The following is a 25,460-nucleotide window of genomic DNA, read 5'->3' on the forward strand; positions in this document are numbered from 1 at the left end:
GGGCCGTCGAACACCTCGCAGCTCAGGGCTGTCGACCTCAGGCCGGCTTGCGCCACACGGAGATGTGCTTCGTGGAGTCCTGGGTGAACGGTGCCCCGTCCCAGTCCGCGACGCGACGTTCCCACTCGAGCCCGGCGATCCGTGCCATCAGGTCGAGCTCCGCCGGCCAGGCGTACCGGTGCCGGGAGCTGCCGCGGCGGTAGCGGCGGCCATCCCCGTCGCCGTGCCCGTCCCCGGTGCTGTCACCTTCGCGGGTGAAGTGGTGCGAGACGAGAATCTGCTCGACCAGATCGAAGGTGTCGAAGCCGAGATGCTGATCGGAGACGTCGAACGGCACCGCGACCTGGCCGGGCGGCAGGAATCGCAGCGGGGGCACGCCCAGCTCGATGACAAATCGGCCGCCGGGCGCCAGGTGGCGTGCGGCGTTGCGGAAGCACTCGACCTGCTCGTCCTGTGTGAGCAGGTTCGTGATGGTGTTGTAGACGAGATAGACCAGGGCGAACTCGCCGGGGACGGCGGTGGTGGCCATGTCCCCGATGACCACCGGGAGCGTGTCCTCGTCGACCTTGCGCCGCAGGACCGCTGCCATGTGCTCGGACAGTTCGATGCCCACCACCGGCACGCCGCGTTCCCGGAGCGGAACGCCCACTCGTCCGGTGCCGATGGCGAGCTCCAGTGCCCGGCCCTCTCCGGCGAGCTCGGCGAGGAAGGCGAGAGTCGGGCCGAGAACGGCGGCCGAGGACATCTCGGTCTCCTCGGCGTCATAGCGGTCGGCGGTCGCACGGGTCCACAGCTCACTGGTCGTCACGGCCGGCCACTTTGCCGGGTGCCGAGGGGCGCTGTCGACGCATTTACCTTCCACCGGCTCCGACCAGCACCCTCGGGGCGTCGGCGGCGGAGTGATCCAACCAACGTGGAGATCATTTCGCCAGGAGTTCCGAGGAGCGGCAGTGCCGGTCACGATGACCTCTGAAGACGGTCGCTAACGGAAATCCCGGATACCTCCCATCTTATGCGCCACTTCAGTGACTTGAGTGTGGAACCTTTTCGCGGTGCGAGTGCTCCTACATGGCACGCAGGTGTGCACATGTACCCACGTTTGCACGCACACTCACGCACACACACGCACACCATGCGACATGCACGGCCTGAACATGACGCACGTCAACCTGTGCCGCCCAGGTGGCACTTGGGATACGAAAGGTCTGCTGGATGAAGATTCGCAGAGCTCTGACGGCCGCCGCAGCGGCTGCCGTGTTAGCGCCTGCCGCCGTACTGGCCGCGCCTGCTGCCGCATTCGCAACGGGGGCGGTGTCCGAGGGCGGTTCCCGCACGCCCGCCTCTTCCGACTCCTCCGGTGCCGCGACATCGGCGGACCGGCCGGCGGGTTCCGCAAAGAGCGGCGGTGGAACGGGTAACCCGGACGAGCCTCAGCGCCCCGGCGAAGCCACTGCCGCCGGCTCGGCATCCCAGGTCCGCGACGGGGCCGCCCGTTCCGGCCCGGGGAAGCAGCCGAAGGCCGCCGGGACCGCCGAAGGGGCCACCGGCGCGAGTCACGCCACCGGCGCAGGCAAGGACGCCGGTGATTCCGATGGTGCGGGCCAGTCCTGCGCGTTCGAGTCCGACCAGTTGCAGGCGGCCGTCCACGGGCTGCCGCGCCAGCTGACTGCGGGCGGCGCCTGGACCCCCTTCTCCATGACGCTCACCAACACCACCGGCAAGGCCTTGGAGGAGGTCCAGCCCTTCCTGCGCGTGTCCTCCGCCGAAGATGTCGACCGGCCGGAGTGGGAGCTGGAGACCGAGTACCGCGACGCCAAGACGGGCCGGTGGAAGACCTTCCACGACGCGGAGCCCGAGGACCTGTTCGGCTTCTTTGCCGTCGGTCCGCGCAGCACCGTCACGCTCCAACTGCGCACCCGCGTGGTCAAAAACGCCAAGCCCGGCGCCGGGTACGCGCTCGCCGCCGGCGACTACCGCAACCGCGACGGTTCCTGTGGTTCGGCCAAGGAAACCTGGTCCGACTTCACCATCCTCCGCGCGGGCACGAAGCCGACGCAGCCCCCGACCGCCAAGCCGGGTGAGCCGGGCAAGCCGGGTGGCACGGCCGATGCCGGCCAGAGCGCCGCGTCCGCCGGCGGTACGGGTGGTTCCGATGCCACCGGTGGCATCGGCCCGCAGGGCGGCTCCCAACTCGCCACGACCGGCTCCTCGTCCGCGCTCCCGGCGATCGCTCTCGCCGGCGGAGCCGCGATGGTGGTCGGCGCGGGTGCGGTCATCGGCGTGCGCCGCCGTAAGGGCGTGGCCGGTCCGGGCGCCACGGACATCACCGCGTAAGCCCCTTCCACTCCTCCGAGAACCTGACACCCAAGGATCCACGGCCTGAGAACTCAGAGAACTCAGAGGACTCGGAGAACTCAGAGAACTCAGAGGACTCGGAGAACTCGGAGAACTGAGAACTCAGAGAACTCGATGACACCGGAATCAAAGACTCCAAGGGTCCGAAGAAACCAGGAAAGAGATCTTCATGAACACGAAACTGCGCCGCGCCCTGTCGGTCTCGGCCGCGACGGCCGCCCTGCTCCCCTTGGCGTTGGCCGCCGCGCCCGCCTCTCAGGCGGCCCCTGACGCGGAACTCCCGAAGTGCTCCGAGGTCAGCAACGGGCAGTACCACAACAACGCCTTAGTGGGCCGCTCGTTCGGCGTACCCGATTCGATCACTCTCGGCACGCACTGGACGACCTACACCACCACGCTCACCAACACCTCGGCGAAGGAGCTGAAGTCGCTCGACCTCAGCGCCTCGCTGGGCAGTTATGTCTACAACGAGGGCGAGCGCGACCTGAGCCCGTACGGCGATCTGCAGTACTGGGACACCTCGCAGCACGCCTGGAAGACGCTGCGCCAGGCCGATGGAGACGCCCGTGGCACCGTCCCCGGCCCGAAGACGCTGAAGCCCCGCGAGTCTGTCCACGTACAGCTGCGGTTCCGGGTGGGCAAAGACCTCCCGCTGGACCACGCGTACGACGCGTTCACCGGCCTCACCGGCACCTTCGCCGACCGCTACCACGACACGGCCTGCACATCCGACGGCTCCGCCCTGGGCACGTTCTCCCCCCGCGAGGGCTGAAACCTGCGAGGAGGGCTGCCGCCGCCACAACCGGCGGCGGCAGCCCCTGGGGGCCCGGCGATCGGCGGTCTGTTCGCCCATCGGGGGGGGGAGTCCGGAGACCAGATAGCAGTGCGATCACTTGGCGTCTGATCTCCGGCACCGGGCGCACGGAAACGGGCACGGCGGAAACTTGGGCTCAGGGAGATGGACCACGCCGGAAGCCACGTCCAGAGCCCCGCCGTACTCCGTCCACCAGCCGTCAGGGGAGTCCGCATACGGACCCAGTGGGTCATCAGTGAGACTCACCAGCTCAGGTGCCGGTAAGGCGCTCAGACGGGATCTGGTGCGCTTTGCCGGGGCGGTCACCGGGGGCACTCGAAATGCCGGTAAACAGCGACGGACGAAGCGGATTTTCTTTCGATGGTGAAACGGCGGCAAAGGACAAGACGTTTGATCTTCCGCTTGCAGTCGGCACACGTGGACCCGTCAGGGGCGTAGGTCACGTAATCCGCCTCGGTGCCGGTCACTGTGCTCGCTGCCATGTCGTCCCCTCACATTGTCGGTGGAGGGAAAAGCTACGAACTGACGCGAGCTCAGTACAGAGGCAGAGGAGAGGAGTTCGTTCGGCCCGTACGCCGAACTACCACGCTCCGTAGTAGTTACCCGGCAATCCCAAGGTGCGCTGCCATGCTGCGCATATCTTCGGTCAGCGTCCGCTTGCGCTTCTTGAGGATGTCTTCCATCACGCGCCGGGCCATGGGTTGATGAGTCAGCCAAATGTCGGCGGTTTGGCGGAGGTTCACCAGCTCGTCCATTGCGTCTTGATGAGAACCGAGCAGGACATGCGCCCGGGCAACGTCCAACCGATGGCGGCCCCAGTTATTCGTACTCAACCGACCGAAGTGCTTTACGGCCTTTCCGCTGAGCGGACCTTCGTCGGCACGTCGCAGCACACCACGCGCATCACGTGCAAGGGAGAGGTCTTCGATTGCCTTGGCCTCGGCGGTGACAGGGCCAAAGGCGCTCCAATGCGAGGGAAACTTCGAGTGTTCCCGTTCCAGTGCGCCACCAGCAGTAGCCGCCATTCGCCGGGCATGCTTCGCCGCATCCGGCCGGTTGTTCCTCCGGCCGGCAGCGGCAACTCTGAGCCAGAGTTCACCCCAGACGGCAAGCTGAGCGGGTGTCGCTTCGGACATACGCGGCTCAACCTCTGCCGCTGTCTGCGCTGCAAGTTGTTCGCTTTCATCAAAGCGGTCCTCCCTGAGCAACAACCAGCACAGCCCGACAACTCCCGTGGCAGTCAGCTGAGTTTTCCCGGTATCGCGGGAAAGTCGGATTGCTTCAGCGAGTGCGAAATAGGCCATGTCGTATTGCCGTACCTGAGTCAGGTACTTTCCTGCGAGCAGCAGTGCATGAGCTCGAGCAATCATGGCGCGCTGCTTCTCTTCACCCTCAAAGGCGGATACGGCAGCCTCAGAGCTATGCAGGAGCGGTGGAAGACGCTTCGCAACAGCACCGTATCGGCCGGCCTGGTACAGCGCATGACCTTCCTGTACGCCTTGCCGAATGGCTGTCGGCTCCTTCGCCTCGCCAGGCGTCGGCAAGGGCGAAGCAAGCCCGATGGGGGGCATGAGGGCGCGCCTGAGTGCAGCGAGGTTGCGGCGGTTCGCTTCATCCTCTGCACCGATCACGGATCTGGGTGATTCGCTGGCGAACAGGGCGGAAGTCGAGACCCCCAGTGCGCCGGCAAGGGCGGCGAGAGTGTCCATGCTGACGTGTCCGCCTTGTTCGGCCTTGTGGATCGTACTGAGGGACAGGTCAGCCGCTTCGGCCAACCCCTCTTGGCTCAGGCCAGCTGTGCGCCGGTACTTCTTGACGTTGTCCGCCAACCCTGTGGACATCGACATCACCTCACGTCAAGGGTATGCCCGTCGCCGGAACAACGCCGATTGGTCAAGCTGTAGACCAGTGCGTGCATTTGACGTTCCGCTAGAAGCAACGATCTGCAGTCCCCCTGTCGGCCGCAAGGAAGGCCGACCACTCGGGTGTATACCGCCCCATTCCTCCCGTCTCGCTGGTTCCCTCCGCCGTGCGGTCGTCCGACGATGCAGCGACCGGTCACCCCCTGACGGCGTGTGCAAAAGTGTGGCTCATGGGGACCACACCGGACGGGCGGCCGATTCCGCCGCTGCATGCTGATGAACGTGCGACGCTGGAAGGCTGGTTGGACTTTCACCGCGCCACGCTTCCGCTGAAGTGCGAGGGGCTGGACGACCGTCGGATCCGCCTCGCCTCGGTGACCCCGTCGTCCATGACGCTGCTGGGTCTGGTCCAGCACATGGCGGAGGTCGAACGCAACTGGTTCCAGCGGGTGTTCGCCGGCCAGGATGTCCCGCCCGTTCACGAGGCGGGTAACGAAGACGGCTTTGCGCCGGTCCCGGAGCGTGGGATCGACGAGGCGCTGGCCCGGTGGCGCGAGGAAGTCGCACGGAGCCGTGAGCTGACCGCCGCCGCCTCGCTGGACGACACCGGCAGCCTCTCGGAACGGGAATCCGGTCTCGCCGGCGGCCAGGGGGTCTCGCTGCGCTGGATCCTGGTCCACATGATCGAGGAGTACGCCCGCCACAACGGCCATGCGGACCTGCTCAGGGAGAGCATCGACGGGGTCACGGGGGCCTGAGCGGCTGAGGGCCTGAGGCCCGTCAGGCGCCGCTTGCGTCAATGTCTCGATTGTTCCGTTGGTGCCCCTGGAGTGTGCCGCGATCCGGTTCGAGTGGGATGTGCGTCGAGCGGCGTGCCGTCGAGCGGCGTGCCGTCGAGCGGCATGCCCGTCGAGTGGGATGCGGGCCGCGGAATCCCGCTCGGCGGGGCTCGTCCGTCGCTATCTGTGGATCTTCGGAAATCGCCCCGCCAGGTCGTTGTCGTCGACCTCGTCTTTACTGATCCGCTGAAACCTTTCTGCTGCCGTGTTGTCCGGGGAGAGCCATGGGTTCTTTCGCGGCGCGAGCCTCGGCGGGCGCAGTAGTTCTACGGCGTCGGGGTCGGCGAGGCGCCTTTGTCGATCACCGCGTTCCGTTCTCCGGGGCGGTGCGGCGGTGCGTGCCTTCACCTTCCCGAGCCGGTGAGCCATCTGCGGAATTGCCGACTCCCCTTGATGTGTACCTAATCGGCGCGTGGTCGTCGAAAACCCGAGTTTCCGCCAAGCCTTCGAACCCCTCCCGTTTCGGGTGGCGACGTGTCCGATGTGCCCGTGCATGCGGCCTGACCTCGGCATCGTCGGTGGGTGAGGGGCGGGACGGGGCGGGCCGTCAGGGCCTTGTGTGCGGGCGTGGGAGGGGGAAGGGGGTGAGCGCTGAGGAAGTGCGGGCGATCTACCTGGCCGTTCGATTTCTACCTATCAGTATCGTCAACATGGCGCGATTACCTCCCCCTGGAGCGTCACTCTGCGACTATCAACGGCAGTGGAAATCAGGCCATCCGGAATTCCGTGGGGGGAGTGGCCATGGGGCTGCTCGGTGATGAGCTGGCGTTCGCGCGCGCTCTGACAGTTCAGGAAAACGAGAGTGTGATGGCCCTCGGAAATCGGAAGCATTTTTCGGCCGATGCTCACCTTTTGACCGAAGGCGACCGTTCCAGTCACGTAATGATCGTACTTGCGGGATGGGTGACCGTTTCCGTGGTGACGGACCGCGGTGCCACCCGGTTGATACTCGGCCTGCGCGGCCCCGGCGAACTCCTCGGCGAGATGGCCGCGTTGGACAGCCATCCGCGCAGCGCCACCGTACGGGCCCTGGGCCCCATAGAGGCCCAGGTCATATCCGGTGACGCGTTCCGTCGCTTTCTCGCCCTGCACCCCCGCGTCAGCGGTCTGGTGATACGCCAGCTCACCTTCCGGCTGCGCAGTGCCGACCAGGAGCGGTCCGCACTCGCCTCGCTCACCGTGCTGCAGCGCTTGGCCGCCCGGCTCACCGAACTCTCACAGGCCGAACCCTCCGGCCCCTACGCGCCTTCCCTCTCCGGCCCTTCGCCCGCGGGCGCCGTCGTCCATCTGGCTCAGGACGAGCTCGCCGCCACCGTCGGAGCCACCCGCGAAGCCGTCGCCAAGGCGTTGCGGCTGCTGCGTACCCAGCAGGTCGTGCGGACGGGGAACCGGTTGGTGGAGATTCTCGACCCCGCACTTCTCGCCCTCCTCGCCGGCGGCCATCAGGAGTGAAAGCCACGCCCGGCCGTGTGTAAACGGCTACAGACGGCCTTGGTCCCGGGCCCGAAGCTGAGAGGGACAGCGAGCGACAGAACAGGGGCACGGAGTGGACGACGACGCAATGGATGTCGCCGAAGCGCGCTACGAGTTGGTGATCAGCGTCGACGCCCGGCGTTCCGGTGAGTACGACGACGTGGACAAGCCGCGGATGCGCGCCCGGATCTACCGGGTCCTGGAAGCGGCGTTCACCCACGCCAAGGTGGCGCGGGACGCCGTCCACATGGAGGACCGCGGCGATGGTGTGCTGTTGTCGGTGGCCGGCCGGATCGCCGTGACCCGGCTGCTCGGCCTGTGGATGGTCGAGGTGCACGAGAGCCTGCGGGACGAGAACCGCGCTCTGCGCGTGCCCCTGGGGCTTCGGGTGGGCATGCATGTCGGTCCGGTCCGGCACGACGGCCGGGGCATCAGCGGGCGCGCGGTGGACCTCGCCTGCCGGCTGGCGGATTCTCCCGTCGCCAGGCAGCTGCTGGATGCCGAACGGGCCGACCTCGTGCTGGTGGTCTCGGAGTCGCTGTACGGGGACGTGGTCAGCAGCGGCGGCAAGTTCATCGAGCCCGCGCGCTACTCCTCGGCCCGTCTGGAGCTCAAGGAGGGCGCGGTCACCGCCTGGTTCCATCTCCCGGGGCGGGCCGCTCCGGCGATACCGCTCGGTGATCCGCTGCCGGCTGCCGGTACGGAGACGCCCGGGAGGGGGGAGGCGGGGACCGGGGCCGCCGGCACGGACGTCCTGGACGACGACACGGAAGACGGTGCGGACGTCCCGGAGGACGGCGCGGACGACGACACGGACGATGACGACCGGACCGGTGGCCCGGGTGCCCGCTACACCGTGCACGGCGACATGTCGCAGCACCGGGACAACGTGTACCAGCAGCCCGTGCACATCGGGCGGACCATCGGTGGCGCCGGGCCGCGGAAGGACTGAGTCACGTGGCCGAGGAACAACAGCACGCGGACGCATCCCCGGGGCCCGCACCCCGGAAACCGGCCGGAGACCCCGCTCCCGAAGCCGGCAACAAGGCCAGGGCCGGGGACGGCGACGACAGGCCTCGCGGGCAAGAGGGAGCGGCGGACGGCGGGGACCTTGCCGACGGCGAGGCGGCGGAGAAGGAGAACGAACGGGAGCGCGCCGCAGGGCGGTTCAGGGAGCACACCCGCGACCCGCTCGCCGAGGCGGAGGGCGAGGACGGACCCACCGATCTCGCCGCCGCCTCGCGGGCCCGCCGCTCCACCCGGATGCTGTTCGACACCGGCCGGGACCTGAACAGCTTCGACCGTTCGTACATCCAGAGCGCCCATATCGGCGATATCCATCTGCGGATGGACGCCCGCCAGTCCAGTGCGGGGATGCGCAGCGGGCCGGTTCCCGACGAGGAGCTGCGCCGGCTCCGCCGGGTCCATGTGGAGCCGAAGGGCTACCTGCAACTGCGCAATGCGCTCCAGGCCCGCCGGCTGCTGGTGCTCGGTGCCGCGCCCGGTACCGGACGCACCAGCACCGCGCTTTCGCTCCTCGACGAGGTCACCGCCGGGGTGGGGAGCGACCAGGGCGCGGATGCCGGGACGGGCTCCCGGGTGCGACGGGTCGATCCCGACGTACGGGGGCTGGCCGGCTCGCTGGAGGAGCGGCAGGGCACCGGGTACCTGCTGGAGCTCTCCCTCGCCGGGCCCGGTGCGCTGCCGCCGGACGAGATGGACCTGGACGGGCTGGCCGCGGCCCTGGACGAGCGCGCATCGTTCGCGGTGATCGTCGTGACGGTCGGATCGGCGGCGAACCCGCTGCTGGCCGGGCGGTACGGGATGCGCTGCCAGCCCGTGCCCACGCAGGAACTGCTCACCACCCGGCTGCGGGAACGGTTCGAGGACCGCCTCGCCACGGCGCGGACCGGCACATCGGACGGCGGGCCCGGGGTGGCGGACCTGCTGGGCAGGGCGCAGGAGCTGGCAGAGGGGAAAGCGGTCAGGGATGCCGTCGGGCTGGAGGAACTGCGGCCCGCCGAGGCCGAGTTGGTCGCGTCGCTGCTGGCCGGGCATCTGCTGGGTGACGTCTCGTACGAGGAGCTGCTGTCCGGTTGCCGGAGCCTGGCTGCGGACCAGGCCCGGGAGTGGTTCGCCGGCGTGGACCGGGCCCTGGCCGCGCTCCCGTCCGGTACGGAGCCGAGCGCGGGGCGGCCGGGTACGGCGGCCCTCTTCCACCCGGTGGCGTTCCGCATCGCGCTCGCCGTACTGGGCGGGGCCTCGCGCAGCGTCGTGGCCACCGCCGCACATCTGCTGACCTGGGAACTGTCCGTACAGAGCGATCCGGACAACACGCCCGCACGCCCGCTGTTCTGTGACGACCCGGACTCCGATCTGGCGCTCTCGCGTGCCGAACCGACCGACGGCACGGTCGAGGTGGCCGGCACCGAGGTGGGTGCCCAGCTGCTCTGGTACCAGGGGTCCGCACTGCCCGCCGCGGTGCTGACCGAGGTCTGGGACCGGCACTTCCCCGCCAGGGCGCCGGTCGTCCGGTGGCTGCGGCTGCTGGCGGACGATCCCCGCCCCCAGGTGTGGATGCGCGCCGCGGTGGCTGCCGGGGAGCTGTGCGTACGGGACTTCGACCACGGCTACGCCGAGCTGGTCCGGCCGCTCGCCGAGGCGTCCACGCCACGCCGGAGGATCTTCGCGGCCACCACGCTGGACCAGGCGGCCGGCCATGCCACGCACCGCAAGGCGGTGTGCAAGCTCGTCGACGACTGGAGCAGGTACGGGACGAAGCCGCTCCGCTGGACCGCGGCGATGGCGCTGGGCTACGGGAACGCCGCCGCCACGATGGACGACACCCTGGACGCCCTGGCCCGGATCGGGGTACGCGACGACGGGGACCAGCTGGCGGCCGCCTCGTTCAACGTCGTACGGCTGCTGGCGCTCCCGGACGGTGCGCAGGTGCTGCGGCGGATGTCCGACTGGACCCACCACACCCGCGAGGCGTACCAGGACCTCGGTCTGCTGACCACCGTCCGGCTCACGGTGACATCTGTGGACGCGGTGCTGAACGGCGAGCCGGGATCCCCGCTGGCGGACCGCGGGGACTGGCCGCTGCCGCTCGCCCTCGCCGCCACCCGTCCCGAACTCGTGCGCCCCATGGCCGACTTGATGTGGACCGCGCTCAACACCCCGCGGTCGCAGGAGGTGGCCATGGACGCGCTGGAGGGCTTGCTGCGATCCGCCGTGCGCAAGGGCGGAAGGCCGTGGACACAGCCGGGCCTGGCGGCGCTGCTGCCCGCGCTGATGACGGAGGAGCACGACCGGCGGCGGCTGGACTGGCTGCTGCGCCGCATGATGAACGATCCGGAAAATCCGCTCCCCGACGCGCAGGCGCGCTCCTTGTGGTGGCTCGCCGTCCCGCCGCGGGACCGGACGGGTGAGGAGGAGAGGGATGGCTGAGCACGAGGGCATGGCGCCGGACGGGGGCGCGGAACATGCCGCGAACCCTGCGGGCCCGTTCCTGCGGGAGTACACGCCCGCGGGCCCGTTCCGGCAGACGAGTGCCCGGACCGCCTCGGTGCTGTTCTACCGGAATGGCGGCTACAGCGTGGCCACCGTCTCCGGTATCCAGCACTACGACAAGCGGGCGCTGGCCCGGCCGCACACCATCTGCGAGATCGCGCTCGGCACCTTCGAGACGACGCTCCAGATGGAGCTGCCGGCCGCGGGCGGCACCACGTTCTTCAAGGCCGAGGTGGACATCCACTGGTCCGTGAACGACCCCCATCTGGCCGCGACCGAGGTCGTCACCGATGTCGCCCAACGGCTCACCGCCCCGACGCTGGAGCGGCTGCGCGACGTCTCCTCGGAATTCCCGGTGGCCCAGGCCGAACAGGCCGACCGGGCCATCACCCGCAACTGTGCCAGCGGACGCTGGGACGACCTGGGTGCCGAACTCGGCCTGCGGGTGCGGCTGTACGTCCGTCTGCGGGTGGACGACCGGACCATCCACCACATGGACGATATCCGGGACGCGCATGCCTCGGCCGAGCTGACCCGGGTACACCAGAGCAAGTTCCGGGCGATGCTGCAGGGCGGGGAGCTGGACCAGCTCAGCTACATGCTGGCGGCCGAACCCGAGGCCGCCAAGGACTTCCTGGAGAAGATCCGCCAAGAGGGCAGGCAGGACGAGAAGGAACGCGTCGACCGGCTCTTCGCCATGGTCGACAGCGGTCAGATCCACTCCAGCGACGTGGAGTCGCAGGCGCTGGCGCTCCTCAACCGGGGCCGTGGGCACGTCCAGGGGCCCGTCGGCTCGCTGCCCGCCCACCGGGACACCCCGCAGTTGGAGAAGCCCGAGCCGTTCACCCCGGACTGGGTGGCCGACGAACCGCCCGCCCGGGCCGGGGGCCGGTCCCACCCGGGCAGGGACGAGGACGCCGAACCGGAGCCGCCCCGGCGCCGCAACCGCAGCCGGGACGACGGATGGTCCTGGGCGGAGGAGGACTGATGGCTGCCGACGGGGGCGCACACACCTCCCCCGATCCGGTCGTGCCGGTGCCGGACGGGGGTCTGCACGGGCACGACCGGACGGGGGAACGTCTCGCGGAACGACTGCTGATCACGGTCAGGGAAGACCTCGGCCGGGCCGACTCGAAGGCGGCTGTGCTGCTCTCCGGGGCGCTGGCACTGCCCGCGTTCCTGATCGGGCGGCACGGCACGCCCGACTGGCACGGGCCCGCCGACATCACGCTGGTCGTCGCGGGTCTGCTCTGGGCGGTCGCGGTGACCGCGTTGGTCCGGGTTCTGATGCCGCGTACCGGCACGGTCCGCAGCCGGAGCGGGGTGACGTTCTTCGGCGACCTGCTGGCCCCCCACGACCTCGCGCGGCTGTCCGCCGAGCTCGCCGAGGCGGGGCGTGATCCGGCCGGGTGGCTGCTCGTCCAGGCCGTGGACGTCAGCTCGATCCTGGCCGCCAAATACCGGGCGATCCGCTGGGGAGTGAGCGCGCTGGCCCCTTCGGCAGCACTGGCCCTGGCCTGGGGCCTGACCGCGCGCTGACCCGCGGCCGGCCCGCGCCGTCGACGGCGGCGCACCACTACGCACATACGCAGAGACGAAATAAGGGGACGGCCGTGGGAGCAGTCAGGGGAGAACGGCAGAAAAGAAGGGGCTGGGTGCGCCGCCGTGCGGTCGTTGTGCTGGGCGGTGCCGCGGTGCTCGTGTCCCTGCTGGCACCCGCCGGCCCTGATCCGGTGCCGGCGGCAGCGTCCAAGCCGGCTTTCGCTTCGGTCAACTACGCCGTCGCGGTGGACGAGTCCGCCAGCCTCGCGCCCGAGGACATGAAGGCGGAGAAGGCCGCCGCCGCCCGGATCGCGCTGGGCGATGTCTCCTCGTCCTCCCACGTCACGGTCTTCGGATTCGCCGCCGCCGAATCCGGTGACCAGCGCGCCGTGGACCCGGTGTGCCCGCGGACCACGCTGGACGCGGCGGGGCGTGAGTCGATCGGTGGGTGCGTCGGCAAGCTGCGCAGCCGGAAGAAGAGCGAGGGCACCGGCACCGACTTCCCGAGTGCGATACGTCAGGGAGTGCACGAACTCAGCACCGGCACCGACCCGTCGGTGCCCCGGGTGCTGTTCCTTCTCACCGACGGGGAGATGGACGTCACCGGCAGCCCTCAGTACGGCGATGCCGCGCACCGCGAGGCCGAGGGCAGGCAGCAGCTGAACCGGGAACTCGAGAACGCCGCCGCACAAGGGGTCCAGATCTGGCCGCTGGGCTTCGGACCCGCTCCGGACAAGGCGCAGCTCGACCGGATGGCCGCGGGCGGATACCAGAAGGGCTGCGTCGAACTGCCCTCCGCCCGCCCGACGGCCGGCAAGGTCTCCGGGGCGAAGGACGTCGGCCCGATGCTGGAGAAGGTCTTCGCCGCCGCCCACTGCCTGCGCTACCAGCCGGGAACCAGCAAACGGCCGCCCGCCACCCTGGAGATCGGCATCTCGCCGCTGGCGACCGTGGGCAGCATCGTGGTCGACAAGAGCGACCCCGCGGTGACGGTCACCTACCTCGACCCCAGTGGTCACAAGGTCCCCACCTCGGGGACGTACCGGAAATCGCGCTTCGAGCTGGCGGGTGCCGGTGACACGGTCGAGGCGCTGAAGATCGTCGACCCGGTGCCCGGCGTCTGGAAGGTGAAGGCCGAAGCCCCCGAAGGACACCGCTCCCTTCCCGTCGGCGTCAGCGTGCTGTGGCAGGGCGAGCTGCGCGGCTCCCTCACCATGGACCCGCCGTCACCACAGGCCGGACAGCAGGCCACGGTGACCATGCGCCTGCAGACCCGCGAGGGTTACGAGATCAAGGACCCGCGTGACTACGCGGGGCTGCGGGTCCGCAGTGAGCTGACCGGGGACGGCTTCGTCCCGCAGACGCTGCGACTCGCCGACGACGGGAAGGGGCCCGACCCCAAGGCGAGCGATGGCTCCTTCACCGGTTCCGTGCGGATCCCGAAGAGCGCCGCCGGGGCACTGAAGGTGAGCGGCACGCTGACGGCCTCGGGGCTGAGCGCCGACACCCGCAGCGAGAGCGGCCAGATCGCGCCCGGGGTGCTGCCCGTCACCACGGCGCTCACCCTGCACCCCGCGGACACCCACCCCGGCGGCGCGGTCACCGGGAACCTGGCCGTGCACAACACCAGCGGCAGCCGGCACACCCTGCGGCTGTCCGTCGCCGACATCCAACCCGGGCTGCTCTCGATCAGCCCGGCCGAGATCGAGGTGAAGCCCGGCGAGTCAGGGACCCGGAAGGTGACGGTCGACGTAGCGCCCGAAAGCGTCTTCGGCGACCGCCTCGAGGACGACGGACTGCGGCTCGGCGGCACCGTCACGGTCGTCGACACCACGGACCACGACCGGACGCTGGTGCGGTCCCCGCTCTCCGTGCCGGTGACGCCGGAGCCCGGCATCTGGGCGAAGTACTGGTGGGCGTTCCTGTCCGCCGCCGCGCTGGTCACGCTGGCCGCCGTGGCGGCCCTCGCCTGGCTGCGGCAACGCCGCAGCCGCAGGGACCCGTTCGGCCTGGTGCTGCAACTGGTCTCCGAGGAGGGCGACATCGTCGCCGAACACCCCGCCGGACACGGGCACAAGCAGTGGTACGAATTCGCCGTCGTCGAGCCGCACCGCAGCCCGCGCATCGAGCGGCGCAGCCACGGCCCGTACGCCGTCCAGCGCAGCCCCGAGGGCGGCGCGGTCCTGCGCAAGCGCGGCGGTGGACGGACCCGGCTGCCCGCGCGGGGGCAGGTCCCGCTGACCGACGAGCTGAGCCTCTCCCTCGGCGAGGAGACCCGCAGCGCAAAGGTCCGGCGACCGCGGTCGTCCCGGCCGCGGACCACCACGGCCACCACCCCCGCGGCCACCGAGGGCGGGAGCGCGAGCACCTACGAGTCGTACCGGTGACGCGCGGAGCGGGCCGGTGCCGCACCGGCCCGCGGGCGCACACCGCCTCGCGGCCACCGTGCCGCGAGCAATCCACAGACGTATCGAGGACGAACCGGCCGCCGATACGGCCGCATGCGGGAGGGAACCCATGAAGATCTTCCAGCCGATGCTCTTCGTCGGCCTGGGCGGCACCGGTGGCCTGGTCGGTGCCGAACTCGAACGCAAACTGCGTGCCGAGCTGTGCGGTCCGGACGGCGTCGCACTCAGCCACCTGAGCGGCCACGCCCCCTACCAGCTGCCCGACTGCCTGCAGTTCGTGTACGCGGACTACAGCGAGTCCGACCTGCAGCGTCTGCCCCAGTTCAATGTGGACCCGTCGCTGCGCGCCGCGTACGCCCGTACCTCCCGGGCCACCCACAACCTGCTGCCGAACTTCGACAGTTCACCGGAAGTGACCAAGATGCTCCGGGCGAGCCTGCGGGACGAGGTCTCCGGCTGGCTGCCGCCGCGCATCGACGAGCCGAAGGTCACCCCGCTCCACAACGGTGCGGGGCAACTGCCCACCGTCGGGCGCGCCGCCCTGTTCGCCACGCTCCGGCACAGCCTCGCGCCGGTTCTCGAACCCCTCCTCCAGGCGATCGACGCGATCGCCAAGTCGGCCGGGGAGCTGAGCGAACTCGGCGGCGGCAAGGTCAACGGCTGCGATGTGTTCGTCGCCTTCTCGGTTGCGGGCGGCACCGGCGCCGGGATCTTCCTGGACTATCTGCACCTGATCAACCACGCTTTCCACCTGCGCCGCTTCGACGGGGTGAAGATCTACCCGCTGGTCGTGATGCCTTCCTCGTTCTCCTCCGCCGCCGGCGGCGGACGGGAGGCGGAGCTCAACTCGGCCCGTGCGCTGGTGGACCTGTTCCGGCTGGTGGACGGCCAGAACGCGCCGACGGAAGGGGCGGAGATCGGCGATCTGGACCACGACTCCGGTCTGGGCATCCGCTACCCGGGCACGACACCGATCCGGCTGCGGACCGGCATTCTGCCCACCGCCTTCCTGTTCAGCCCGACCGCGGGTATCCGCCAGGACGACCTGCGCCGCTCCATCGTCTCCCTGGTGATGTCCCTGATCGGCACCGAGCTGGGCGACGGCCGCTCCCGGGGCCGGACGACGGCGGCTGACGACGACTTCCAGACCTTCGCCGCGAGCTTCATCAACCGGGGAGTGCACCGCAGCGCGATGTCCCCCACCGGCATCGGCCGGCAGGGGGTCTCCACCAGCCTGGTGGCGTCCATGACCGCCCCGATGGACCAACTGGCCGACCTGGTGGCCGGCCGGCTGCTGCGGGAGGCGGTCACCGATCTCGTGGAGCGGCCGCGTACCGCGCTGCGGGAGACCGCGGTGCCGATGATCCGGCAGCTGTTCGCCGACTCCCACCTCGAAGAACTCTGGGAACGCCCGCAGTTGCCCGTAGCGGAGCCCGACCCGCTGCCGCGCGGCAGCCGGGCCATCGAGCTGGCGCTCGGCGAACGCATCGCGGACATGCAGCGGCTGCTGTCCGACCTCCGGTCCCTCGCCGACCGGCAGACCGCCTCGATGGCCGACCGGTTCGCCCCGCGCCCCGCCATCGACAAGCTCCTCCAGACCGTGGACCCCTTCCTCGCCGAACGCGTCGTGCGGGGCGTCCCGGACAGCGACGAGCCGATCGCCCGGGCCGGGTTCCTGGGCATGCTCAACAGCCGCTCCGTTGCCCCCCAGCGCCCGCCCGGGGTGACCGAGCAGCCGCCCAAGACCCCCCGGGTCAAAGGCCGGATGGCCGGTATGTCGCCGGCCCGCTGGGGTGACGACGACGTGCAGGCGGCCCTCCAGGAGCAGGACACCTGGTACCAGTGGCGCAGCCGGATCCTGTGGCACGAGGCCTGGCGGGAGCAGCAGCAGCGCTGGCAGCCCCAGGCGGACGCGGCCGGCACCGACCTCGGGCGGCTGGTCAACTCCTTCCGCAAACACTCCGACCAGGAGCGCAAGGTATCCGCACAGAAGGGCCTGGAACTCTACGAGGACCGCACCGGGATCTCCTATCTGCTGCCGCCGCAGCGCACCCTCAACCACTTCTACGAGGACCTGGTCACCCGGCTGATCCGCCGGGAGGGGCTGCGCGACCACGACGACGAGGCCACGCTCCTGCTCAAGATGATCGACGGGGACACCTGGCGCACGGTCCACTCGCTCAGCCGCCGCAGCCCCGACAGCGCGGTGGCACTCGTCAAGGCACAGCTGGAAGGCCGCATCACGCGCCTGTTCGCCGAGGGCGGCGAACATCTGGAGGAGCGCCCGCTGCTGCCGTCCATGAGCACCCTGCTGGCCGCCGCCGCAGGCGACGCGGACGCCACCGACCACGTCAGCAAGGAAGCGCTCGACCTGTTCGGCCGCAAACTGACCGGGCTGCTGCCGGTGGGCTTCACCCCGGAGGGCACCGGGCCGCTGCGGGTCCTGGTCACGCACCCGCGCGTGCAGGCCGTGGAGGAGGTGCAGGAGTACCTGGGCAAGGCGCTGCGGCTGCCCTCCGACGCCAAGAACTCCGTGGAGTACCGGGGGGTGGAGAGCGATTCGATCACCGTGGTCCTCTTCCGCAGCGAGATGAGCCTGACCCAGGTGCCCGAGGCCCGCAAGGTGCTGCGCCAGTGGGCCAGGGCGAAGGACTCCGAGCAGGCCCAGGACGTGCTGCGGTGGCGCCAGCGGCTCGGGTTCCGGGACAGCTGGATGGTCAGCAGCGAGGAGGACCGCCGCGCCATCCTGCACCGGCTGCTGTGCTGCATGTGGAACGGCCAGGTGGACGTGGTGGACGGCGACTCGGTGTCGCCGGACCGCGTGCGGCTGAGGCTGTTCCCCGAGACGGGCGACAACGTGCCCGGCGTCCGGCTGCGGCTCGGTGACTTCCCCGGCGGCGTGTCCAGCTGGGCGGAGCTGCTGCGCGCGTACGAACGCTGGACCGTCCTCGACGACGAACGCATCGTCGAGGACTACTGCCGCGAACTGATGGGGGCCCAGCCGCTGGGACTCGCCAGGAGCGGCAGCACACCGCATCCGCTCTTCGTCGAACTGGTCGAGAAGATCGCCCCGCGCCAGCTGGAACTGCTGGCGGACCGCCGGGAGCGCGGCGGCGAGCGGGTCGAGGGCTGGGTGCGGCCGCTGTGGGAGTTCTGGGCGGAGACGCTGCCGGCCGCCCTGGACACCGAGTTCGGGGACCAGCGTGCCGTCCAGCCGACCCTGCGCACGCTGCTGGAGCACGTACGCGGCGGAACGCCGAAGCCGCGCGTCCGCAAGGACCTTCCGGAACCCCGGCGTGCCGTGTCCGATGACGACGACTGGGGCACCGCACCGCGCGCCTCCGCCGACGCGTACCAGGACGGCCGCAACGCGAGTTCGCGGCGCGCGGCGGTGGACGACCATGACGGCGGGTACGGCGGCGAGGGGTACCGCGACGAGCGGTACGGCGACCGCCACGGTGATGACCGCCACGGTGACGAGCGGTACGGCGGCGAGCGGTATGGCGGCGACCGGCGCAGTGACGAGCGGTATGGCGGCGACCGCCACGGCGACGGCGAGACGCACGACGACGGCACCCGGCGCTCCTTCGGTGACCGGGACCGGGACCGGGACCGCGTCAACGGGCACGCCGGCAGCGCCGACCGGCCATGGGCACCCTGGGACGAACCCGACGACTCCCGGCCGAACGCCAGCACCGACGACCGGGGCAGTGACGACCGCGGCACCAACGACCGCCGCACCGATGACCGCGGCACCGATGACCGCCGCACCGATGACCGCGGCACCGACGACCGCGGCAGTGACCGCTCACGCCGCAACCCCTGGGACGGTGATGCGGAGTGACCACCCCCGAGGACATCGGCGCCGTCATCCACCTGGACCTGCGCACCGGGGCGGCGGAACTCGGCACCGCCCCGGCCCTGCGGGCCACGGTCGCCCGGCAGCTGGGCCGGGCCGGGCTCCCGGAACCCGACCACCCGCTGTTCCTGGTGGTCGACACCCCGGCCGGACTCACCGACCACCAGCAGCAGTACGAACTGCTCACCGCCTACCGGGCCGTGGGCGAGGTCAGGATCCTGGTCCTGCTGGTGGGCAGCGCACCCGGTGCGTATGACGGTGAGGACGAGATCCTCCAGCCGGACCGCCGGCTGGTGCGTCCTGCGATGCTGCGGGCTGCGGGCACCGCCCTGCTGTGGGCGGGCGATCTGCGCTCCGCCCGCACGGCGCTGGAACAGCCTGCGCCCGATGACCCGGAAGCGCTGGCGGTCCTGGTGGACCTGCTGTCGGTCCCGGACGTCTTCCTGCGGGTGCTCGACGACTTCGGATCGCTGCCCGACACCGTCGCCGCGCCCGGGGTGCGGCTGCTGGAGCAGGACCTGCCGCCCGAGGTGCGCGACCGGGCCTGGCGCGACGCGCTCGCCCGGTTCGCCGGCGAGGACACCGAGCTCGCACCGGATCTGCCGGTGACCGCCTGGAGCGCCGCCGATCTGCCGGAGCCGCTGCGCGGCCTGGTGACGGGCCGGACCGGCCGCGACCTGCGGCACCGCGAGGCGGGCGGAATGGCGGACGCCGCGTACCACGCCTGCGCGGCGGCCCTGGACGACGCCGAGGAGGCGCTGGCCGGGCTGCGTTCCGTCCCCGGGCTGCTGAGGGCCGCCCGCAGGGAGGCGTTCGAGGCGGACCTCGACCAGGCGCGTCAGGCGCTCGGCGACTACCGGGACCTCGTCGGCACGGCTCTGCACAGCGGCGGCTCCGGCACGGTGCCGTCCGCCGCCGAATCGACGGCGCGGCTCGCGGCCCTCGGTCTGCGGGTGCCCTCGGCCGAGGGCGTGGGCGAGCGGATCGGCGAGGGCCTGCGGGAGTTCGCCGGGAGGCTGTTGGGGCAGGGGCTCGCCCTGCGCGCGGTGGCCCAACGCTTCACCGGCTTGGCCGGCCGGGTGGAGCCGGTGCCGGGTTCGGCGCTGCTGCCGAAGCTCGCCGAGCACTCCGCCGAGGCGGTGGCCCGGCGGTCCGGGGCGGCGAGCGGCCCGGTGCCGGGATCCGTGGCCGGGCCGTCGGCGGCGGCCGCGGCGGGGCTGCTCGGCGCGCTGTGGCAGGGTCCGTATGTGGCGCTGGCGATCGCCGTCCCGCTGGTGTTCCTCGGCCTGGCGGTGTTCGGCGCCTCCCGGCTGCGGGGCACCGGGCACCCGGCACGCTGGGCCACCGGCCCCCGGGCCGCGGCGCTCGGCGGTGCCGTGGCCGGAGTGGCCGTGGCGTACGCGACCGAGCCTCCGCTCTGGCTGAGCGCCCCCGCTCTGGTGGTGGCTCTCGGCATCGCGGTGGAGACGGCGCGCCGGCTCTGGCGCGCGTCGGCCGGCTGCTGGGCCACGGTCCACGGGACCACCGCGCTGCGCCAGGCCCTGAGCGGGCTCGACGCCCTGCTGGCCGAGGCGGTCCGTGAGCACTGGGCCGCGGACGAACGCCTGTACTGTGCCGACGCGGCCCGGTCCGTCGCCGGCATGCTGAGGGCGACGGCCGCCGCCGCGGACGCCGAGGCGGTGCCCGAGCCGGAGCGGTCCCCGGCCGCCGTCGCGTCCGCCACCGAGCCGCCGGCCGCGGACGACTGGCTCTCCAGCGCCTCGGCCCTGGAGACGGGCGCCTTCGCCGCGTCCGGCGACGAGGACAGCGACTGGGCGAGCGCGTACGCCTGGGAGGACGGGCCCTCCTGGGACGAGGCCTCCGCGGAGCGGAGCGCGGCCCGGCCCGCCGACCCGTGGGAGGACGGCACCGCCGGGGCTCCGCGCTGGCTGGACCGTGAGAGCGGCGAGGGCGGGCCGGAGCTGGTGGCCACGCTCGCTGGTGATCTGACGGACGCCGCCATGGTCGCGATGGCTCCCTACTGGGGGGCGGTCGAACGCGGCCAGGCCGGCGCCCTCGCCCTGCGGCGCACCGAGGACCGGGTCCGCGAACTGCTGTCGACGGCCCGTCGGCACCTCTACCACAACGGCGTTCTGGCCCCGCCCCCGTTCGCCGCCGCACACCGGACCCGCGCCACCTCGGCGAACCTGCTGGGGACCGACCCGCAGCGGGTGGCCGAGCTGGTCGGCGCAGAGCCCGAACGGCAGGCCGTGGTGCAGCTGTCCTCGCCCGAACAGGGCACGCTGCTCAGCCGCGACCCGGCGGCGGCGGTGTGGATCCGGTTCGCGCCGGAGGCCGTACGCGGCGAGGTCGAGAAGGCATGGCGGACGACCGGCGCGGCCTGGCCCCAGGGGACGCTGTGGACATCGTCGGGACGGTACGCCGGCCTGATCCGGCTCACCCCGCTGCGGATGGGAGTGGTGGATACCGTCCGGCCCCGCGAGAGCCCCGCATCCGACGGTGCGGACGGGTACGACCGAAGGGACGGTGACCGCTGGTGACCAGCAGCCCGCACTCCCACCGGGCGGAGCCCGACAGTTCGCAGCGCACCACACTCGCCTTCACCGCCCCCTCGGGCCGGCGCCGAATCGCCCCCGTCCGCTTCGGCCGCGAATCCCGCCGCGATCCGCTGCTGCCCCAGCGGATCCGCAACGGCCTGCTCGACGACGAGGGACAGCAGTGCGTCCAGGTGCGCCTGACCGCCGCCGACGCGGCGAACCCGGCGGCACGGGCACTGCTGGACGCGGAGACGGGCACCGCCCTGCACCTGCACCGGGTGCTCGACGACACGGAGTACGCGACGCTCTTCCCGCGGATCGTCGGCTACGAGCTGGACACCGCCGAGCCGTTCCTCCTCTACGCCGCGCCGCGCGGCACCGCCGCCGTGCGCACCCATGTGATGTCCGCGACCGACCAGCGGGTCCTCGCCCGCGATCTGATGCTGGGGCTGTGCCTGCTGGAGCGCCAGGGCCTGGTGTTACGTGGCATCTCGCCCGCCACCGTGCTCTGGGACGGCACCTCGCTCCAACTCTGGGGCCTGGAAGGCGTGGCCCGCACCGGACGGCCGAGGACCCGGTGGGGCCGGGCGCCCTACTGCTCGCCCGAACAGCGCAGGGGCGAGGGCCTGGTCGACTCCCGGGACGCGGTGTGGAGCGCGGCCCAGGTGCTCTACCAGCTGGTGACCGGCCGGCCCGGCCCCACCGACCGGGCGCCCGCCGACCTCGGTGAGCACCGGGTGCTCGCCGAGACGCTGCGGGGCGCCTTCGCCCCGCTGGCAGCCGGCCGGCCGACGCCCGACCGGCTGCTCGATCTCCTGGCCCCGGGTGCCGCCCGGCGCATCGCGCTCGCCGTGCCGGCCGACGAGACGCGTCCGCACCGGGAGGCATTCGCGCAGGCGCTGCGTCTCAAGCGGCAGGCGCCCGCCGCCGCACCCCGCGACGGGGCAGGCGGGGCAGCCGGGAGAAGCAACGGTGAAGTGCTCTGCCCGTATTGCCTGGAGACCATCCAGCTCGACCTCACGTCGCTGTTCGTCACCGACAGCAAGATGCAGTACCAGGCCCTGGATCCGTCGGGCATCAGCAACCCCTTGCGGCGCCAGGACGTCATGCGCGGCGCCGTCCAGAAGTGCACGGCGGACCCGGACTTCCCCGAGCACTTCATCCCGGTGCCCTACCTCACCTACGGCCGCCCCCTGACCGTCGCGATGGTCGGCCAGTCCTCCACCGGCAAGAGCCACCTGCTGACCCAGATGATCGCGGAGATCACGGACGGCGGCCTGGAGCCGTTCGGCCTCAAGTGGCAGTCCGTCAACCCGGAGCAACACGCCCGGTTCGTACGGGAACGGGTGCAGCCGCTGCGCAACGGCAAGGTCCTCGATCACACCGGCGGCCTCGGCCTGGACGGCTTCGCGCGCTTCGTGGAATCCCTCCTGCTCACCGACGCGCGCGGGCAGGTACGGCCGGTCGCCTTCTTCGACCTCGGCGGCGAGGACCTGGTGCGCACCGATGCAGCGCTGCGCTTCCTGCTGGGAGTCGACGCCATGGTCTTCGTCGTCGACCCTGCGCTGGCGCTCCCGCTGCCGCATCTGGACCACGCCAGGGAACGCTGGGGCCTCGAGGTGAACCGGGACGGCGATCTCGCCTTCGGCACGGTCCTGGACCGACTGCCGAAGAACGGCCCGTACCTGGACGTGGCGGCCGCCATGGTGCTCGGCAAGGCCGACCTGCTGCGGTTCCAGCCACCGGTCGACCGCTGGCTGGGCGAGCCGCCGCCCACCTCGCTCGATCCCGCCGTGATGCGCGAGGAGAGCCAGGACGTCTACGGGCTGCTGCGCCGGCATGCCGGCCAGGCATGGCTGCGCCCGTTCGACACGATCCGCCGGTGCACCCTGCATGTCGCGTCGGCTACCGGCGGCCAGGAGGAACACGGCCGCTATCCGGTGGGAGCGGGGCCCCGGCGGGTGCTGGAGCCGCTGCTGTCCCTGCTGGCGATGCACGGGCTGATCGAAGTGACCGGCGGCGCCGAGGCGTTCGCCGTGGGGGCGGCTCCCGCGGGAGAAGCGGAACCGTCGTCGGAAGCCAGGGGAGCAGGGGGAGAGGAAGCGAAGTGAGCGACTTCCAGGAGCGGAGGCCACCGACCGGGACGGGCGGGCCAGGCGGACCAGGCGGACCCGGCCGACCGGGCGGGACGGACGGCACGGGCGGACCGGGCGGTGGCGGAGCCGCGGGGCCGGTGCAGCAGGTGATCTTCCGCTGGGATGGCAACCAGGGCCGCCAGGGCACCGGTATGAAGGCCGTCGCCCACTCCTGCTCCGCCGAACGCGCCGAGGAACTGGGCAGAGAACTGGGCCCGTTGCTGTGGGTGTCCGGTGCGGCGGCCCCGCGGCAGAGCGTCGTACGCACGCTGTCCCGCGACGGTGAGGTCATGCTCGTCCAGCGCCGGCCCACCACCGACCGCGGCGGACGGCCCAGCACGGTCAGCCACGTCCTCGTCGGCGACCCGCGGACGCTCAAGACCCGTCAGTGTCTCGGCCTCGCCCACGGCGGGTGGGGCAACCGGGAGTCCGCGGAGAGGGCTGCCGGGCGGCTGCGCGCGGTGGAGTGCGCACAGCTCGACGCGGTGGCACGCCGGCGACTGCCGGGAATGCAGGAGCTGTTGCCGACGGTCCAGCACGCGCTGATCCTGGTCACCGCGGAGTGGCTGCGCGATCCGGCCCAGCGGGTGTCGCTGCTCACGCCCGAGGAGAAGCAGCCCGGCTGGCCGGACCAGGACGCGGCATCGCTGGTGTACCTGGGGCTGTTCATGCTGTTCGGTTCCTGGCTCGGCCAGGAGTGGACGTTCGCCACGTACGACACGGTCGACACCCATCAGCTGCGACTGATGTGCGTCCCGCGCTGGGAACCGGACGCGGGCGGGCCGGGGCCGCTGGCCCGGATCGCGGGCCACCCGCCGGCCGAGCGCCGGTTCGAGCACCGGGCGGCGGCCCGGCTGGTGGGCCACCTCCTGGCCCACCCCGCGGACGGTCCCGGAGTGCCGCAGCTGGCCCACGCGCTGAGGGACGGCGCGGCTCTGGGGTGGCCGCAGCGACGCAACCTGCTGAAGGAGATCCTGGACGCCGGCCCCCGGCCCGGCCCCCGCACCGCCGCGGCAGCGCACCGTTTCCTGTCCCCGGTGGACGAATCCGCCGACGAACCGGTCGACGAACCGGCCCGGGCTCCGGTCGCGCGGCCCGCCGCCTCGCAGCCGGAGCCCGCGCCCGCACCTGCGGCACCCGTACCGATGCCCATCACCGCATCTCCTCCACCGGCCGCCGAGCCCGAGCCCTCAGTGGGGCGCACGCCCGCGCCCACACCCACACCCGCAACTCCGTACCCCCTCCAGACGCCCGCCCGTCAGCCGGCGGCGTTCGATACCGGTCGGGAGGCAACCCGCGAAACCGGCCGGGCGGCAGCCCACGAAACCGGCCGGGAGGCAACCCACGAAGTGCCCTCCCTCCACGAGGATCTGCGTGCCCCTCAGCGCAGGAACGGCGTGCAGCGCGGTCTGCTGAGAGAGCGGCTGCGCACGCAGTCCGACCGCCTGCTCCTGGACGAGCTGCGCTCCGACGGGCTACCGCCGGATTCCTTGGACCTGCTGCTGGTCGAGCTGGGCGACGGCCACCGTGTCCGGGTGCGGGAGGCGGCGGTGAGGCACGAGCTGTGTGCCGAAGTGCTCAGCCACGGACTGTACTTCGAGCCGAACGGGCAGGGCGCGGAGGCCGTTTCGAGGACCGCCATGGCCAGCCGGGCGGCCGACCTCTTCACCTGGGCCGTCGCCCCCCTGGCCCGGGACGAACGCTATCGGCATGACCTGCTGGAGCTCTTGCACCGTATATGTCTGGACCGCCACCCCACCGCGGGCAACTGGCTCTGGCAGAGCATCATCCAACCGGGCAACGGCCTGGCCCCTGACCTGCCTCCCGACCTGTGGCAGCAGATCCTGCGCGATGTGATCAGCCAGAGCACCGCTCCGCGTTCCGCCCCGCCCACGCCCCACACCGCTTCGCCCGCCGCCTCCCACGCCGCCCCGGTGTCCACCACGTCCCTCAAGCCCTCCGCCACCGTGCCGGAGCCACCCGCCTTCGGGGCGCGGCTCTCCGATCTGGCGACCAACCCGGGCTGCGTGGTGGGAACCGGAGTCGGAGTGATCGCCGTCCTCCTCGCGATCCTGCTGCTCTTTGCCTGATGAGCTGGGAGGAGCTGGGAGGAGGCTTCGCTG

The 25,460-nt window shown here is 71.5% G+C and carries 15 protein-coding genes; 13 read left to right on the top strand and 2 right to left on the bottom strand.

What is annotated here, in order from left to right; genetic code table 11:
- Positions 1-37: 37 nt before the first annotated feature.
- On the bottom strand, positions 38-808 hold the full coding sequence (locus tag ABR737_RS35415) for a class I SAM-dependent DNA methyltransferase (protein WP_350255152.1): 771 nt from the start codon (positions 806-808) through the stop codon (positions 38-40).
- A 404-nt stretch (positions 809-1,212) separates the two neighbouring features.
- Here ABR737_RS35415 and ABR737_RS35420 point away from each other — a divergent pair, with 404 nt between their 5' ends.
- Together ABR737_RS35420 and ABR737_RS35425 are read left to right on the top strand one after the other, a co-directional pair.
- Complete coding sequence (locus tag ABR737_RS35420) at positions 1,213-2,334, top strand: LPXTG cell wall anchor domain-containing protein (protein WP_350255154.1); 1,122 nt, start codon at positions 1,213-1,215, stop codon at positions 2,332-2,334.
- 190 nt (positions 2,335-2,524) lie between these two features.
- Positions 2,525-3,127, top strand: a complete 603-nt coding sequence (locus ABR737_RS35425) for a hypothetical protein (protein ID WP_350255155.1) — start codon at positions 2,525-2,527, stop codon at positions 3,125-3,127.
- A 641-nt stretch (positions 3,128-3,768) separates the two neighbouring features.
- Here the strand turns inward: ABR737_RS35425 and ABR737_RS35430 are convergent.
- A complete protein-coding gene (locus tag ABR737_RS35430; protein ID WP_350255156.1) occupies positions 3,769-5,016 on the bottom strand; it encodes a helix-turn-helix domain-containing protein in 1,248 nt (415 codons plus the stop codon).
- A gap of 245 nt (positions 5,017-5,261) precedes the next feature.
- Between ABR737_RS35430 and ABR737_RS35435 the strand changes: the two genes are divergently transcribed.
- The 11 genes from ABR737_RS35435 to ABR737_RS35485 all read left to right on the top strand — a co-directional run bounded on the left by ABR737_RS35435 (position 5,262) and on the right by ABR737_RS35485 (position 25,427).
- Positions 5,262-5,789, top strand: a complete 528-nt coding sequence (locus ABR737_RS35435) for a DinB family protein (RefSeq protein WP_350255158.1) — start codon at positions 5,262-5,264, stop codon at positions 5,787-5,789.
- An 822-nt stretch (positions 5,790-6,611) separates the two neighbouring features.
- Positions 6,612-7,322 (top strand): Crp/Fnr family transcriptional regulator, encoded by a 711-nt coding sequence (locus ABR737_RS35440; protein WP_350255159.1) that lies wholly within the window; start codon positions 6,612-6,614, stop codon positions 7,320-7,322.
- 94 nt (positions 7,323-7,416) lie between these two features.
- A complete protein-coding gene (locus tag ABR737_RS35445) occupies positions 7,417-8,295 on the top strand; it encodes a hypothetical protein (RefSeq protein ID WP_350255160.1) in 879 nt (292 codons plus the stop codon).
- A gap of 5 nt (positions 8,296-8,300) precedes the next feature.
- Positions 8,301-10,793, top strand: coding sequence for a hypothetical protein (locus ABR737_RS35450; protein WP_350255161.1), 2,493 nt, complete (start codon positions 8,301-8,303; stop codon positions 10,791-10,793).
- Positions 10,786-11,844, top strand: a complete 1,059-nt coding sequence (locus tag ABR737_RS35455) for a hypothetical protein (RefSeq protein ID WP_350255163.1) — start codon at positions 10,786-10,788, stop codon at positions 11,842-11,844. The genes ABR737_RS35450 and ABR737_RS35455 overlap by 8 nt, the downstream gene beginning before the upstream one ends.
- Complete coding sequence (locus ABR737_RS35460) at positions 11,844-12,395, top strand: Pycsar system effector family protein (RefSeq protein ID WP_350255165.1); 552 nt, start codon at positions 11,844-11,846, stop codon at positions 12,393-12,395. The genes ABR737_RS35455 and ABR737_RS35460 overlap by 1 nt, the downstream gene beginning before the upstream one ends.
- Positions 12,396-12,511: 116 nt before the next feature.
- Positions 12,512-14,785, top strand: a complete 2,274-nt coding sequence (locus ABR737_RS35465; protein WP_350255166.1) for a VWA domain-containing protein — start codon at positions 12,512-12,514, stop codon at positions 14,783-14,785.
- Positions 14,786-14,915: 130 nt separating this feature from the next.
- Positions 14,916-18,650 (top strand): tubulin-like doman-containing protein, encoded by a 3,735-nt coding sequence (locus ABR737_RS35470; RefSeq protein WP_350255167.1) that lies wholly within the window; start codon positions 14,916-14,918, stop codon positions 18,648-18,650.
- A complete protein-coding gene (locus ABR737_RS35475) occupies positions 18,647-21,205 on the top strand; it encodes a hypothetical protein (protein ID WP_350255168.1) in 2,559 nt (852 codons plus the stop codon). The genes ABR737_RS35470 and ABR737_RS35475 overlap by 4 nt, the downstream gene beginning before the upstream one ends.
- The gene (locus ABR737_RS35480) at positions 21,202-23,313 is read left to right on the top strand and encodes a serine/threonine-protein kinase (protein WP_350255170.1); all 2,112 of its coding nucleotides are present in this window, start codon (positions 21,202-21,204) and stop codon (positions 23,311-23,313) included. The genes ABR737_RS35475 and ABR737_RS35480 overlap by 4 nt, the downstream gene beginning before the upstream one ends.
- A 122-nt stretch (positions 23,314-23,435) precedes the next feature.
- Positions 23,436-25,427 (top strand): hypothetical protein, encoded by a 1,992-nt coding sequence (locus tag ABR737_RS35485; RefSeq protein ID WP_350255171.1) that lies wholly within the window; start codon positions 23,436-23,438, stop codon positions 25,425-25,427.
- The last annotated feature ends 33 nt before the right edge of the window (positions 25,428-25,460 follow it).

This window comes from Streptomyces sp. Edi2, from assembly GCF_040253635.1.
Taxonomy (GTDB): Bacteria; Actinomycetota; Actinomycetes; order Streptomycetales; family Streptomycetaceae; genus Streptomyces.

Bases quoted from the DNA above. Each gene is read 5' to 3' on its own strand.
- ABR737_RS35420 (WP_350255154.1), top strand. From the start codon at position 1,213: ATGAAGATTCGCAGAGCTCTGACGGCCGCCGCAGCGGCTGCCGTGTTA.
- ABR737_RS35425 (WP_350255155.1), top strand. From the start codon at position 2,525: ATGAACACGAAACTGCGCCGCGCCCTGTCGGTCTCGGCCGCGACGGCC.
- ABR737_RS35430 (WP_350255156.1), bottom strand. From the start codon at position 5,016: ATGTCGATGTCCACAGGGTTGGCGGACAACGTCAAGAAGTACCGGCGC.
- ABR737_RS35435 (WP_350255158.1), top strand. From the start codon at position 5,262: ATGGGGACCACACCGGACGGGCGGCCGATTCCGCCGCTGCATGCTGAT.
- ABR737_RS35440 (WP_350255159.1), top strand. From the start codon at position 6,612: ATGGGGCTGCTCGGTGATGAGCTGGCGTTCGCGCGCGCTCTGACAGTT.
- ABR737_RS35455 (WP_350255163.1), top strand. From the start codon at position 10,786: ATGGCTGAGCACGAGGGCATGGCGCCGGACGGGGGCGCGGAACATGCC.
- ABR737_RS35460 (WP_350255165.1), top strand. From the start codon at position 11,844: ATGGCTGCCGACGGGGGCGCACACACCTCCCCCGATCCGGTCGTGCCG.
- ABR737_RS35470 (WP_350255167.1), top strand. From the start codon at position 14,916: ATGAAGATCTTCCAGCCGATGCTCTTCGTCGGCCTGGGCGGCACCGGT.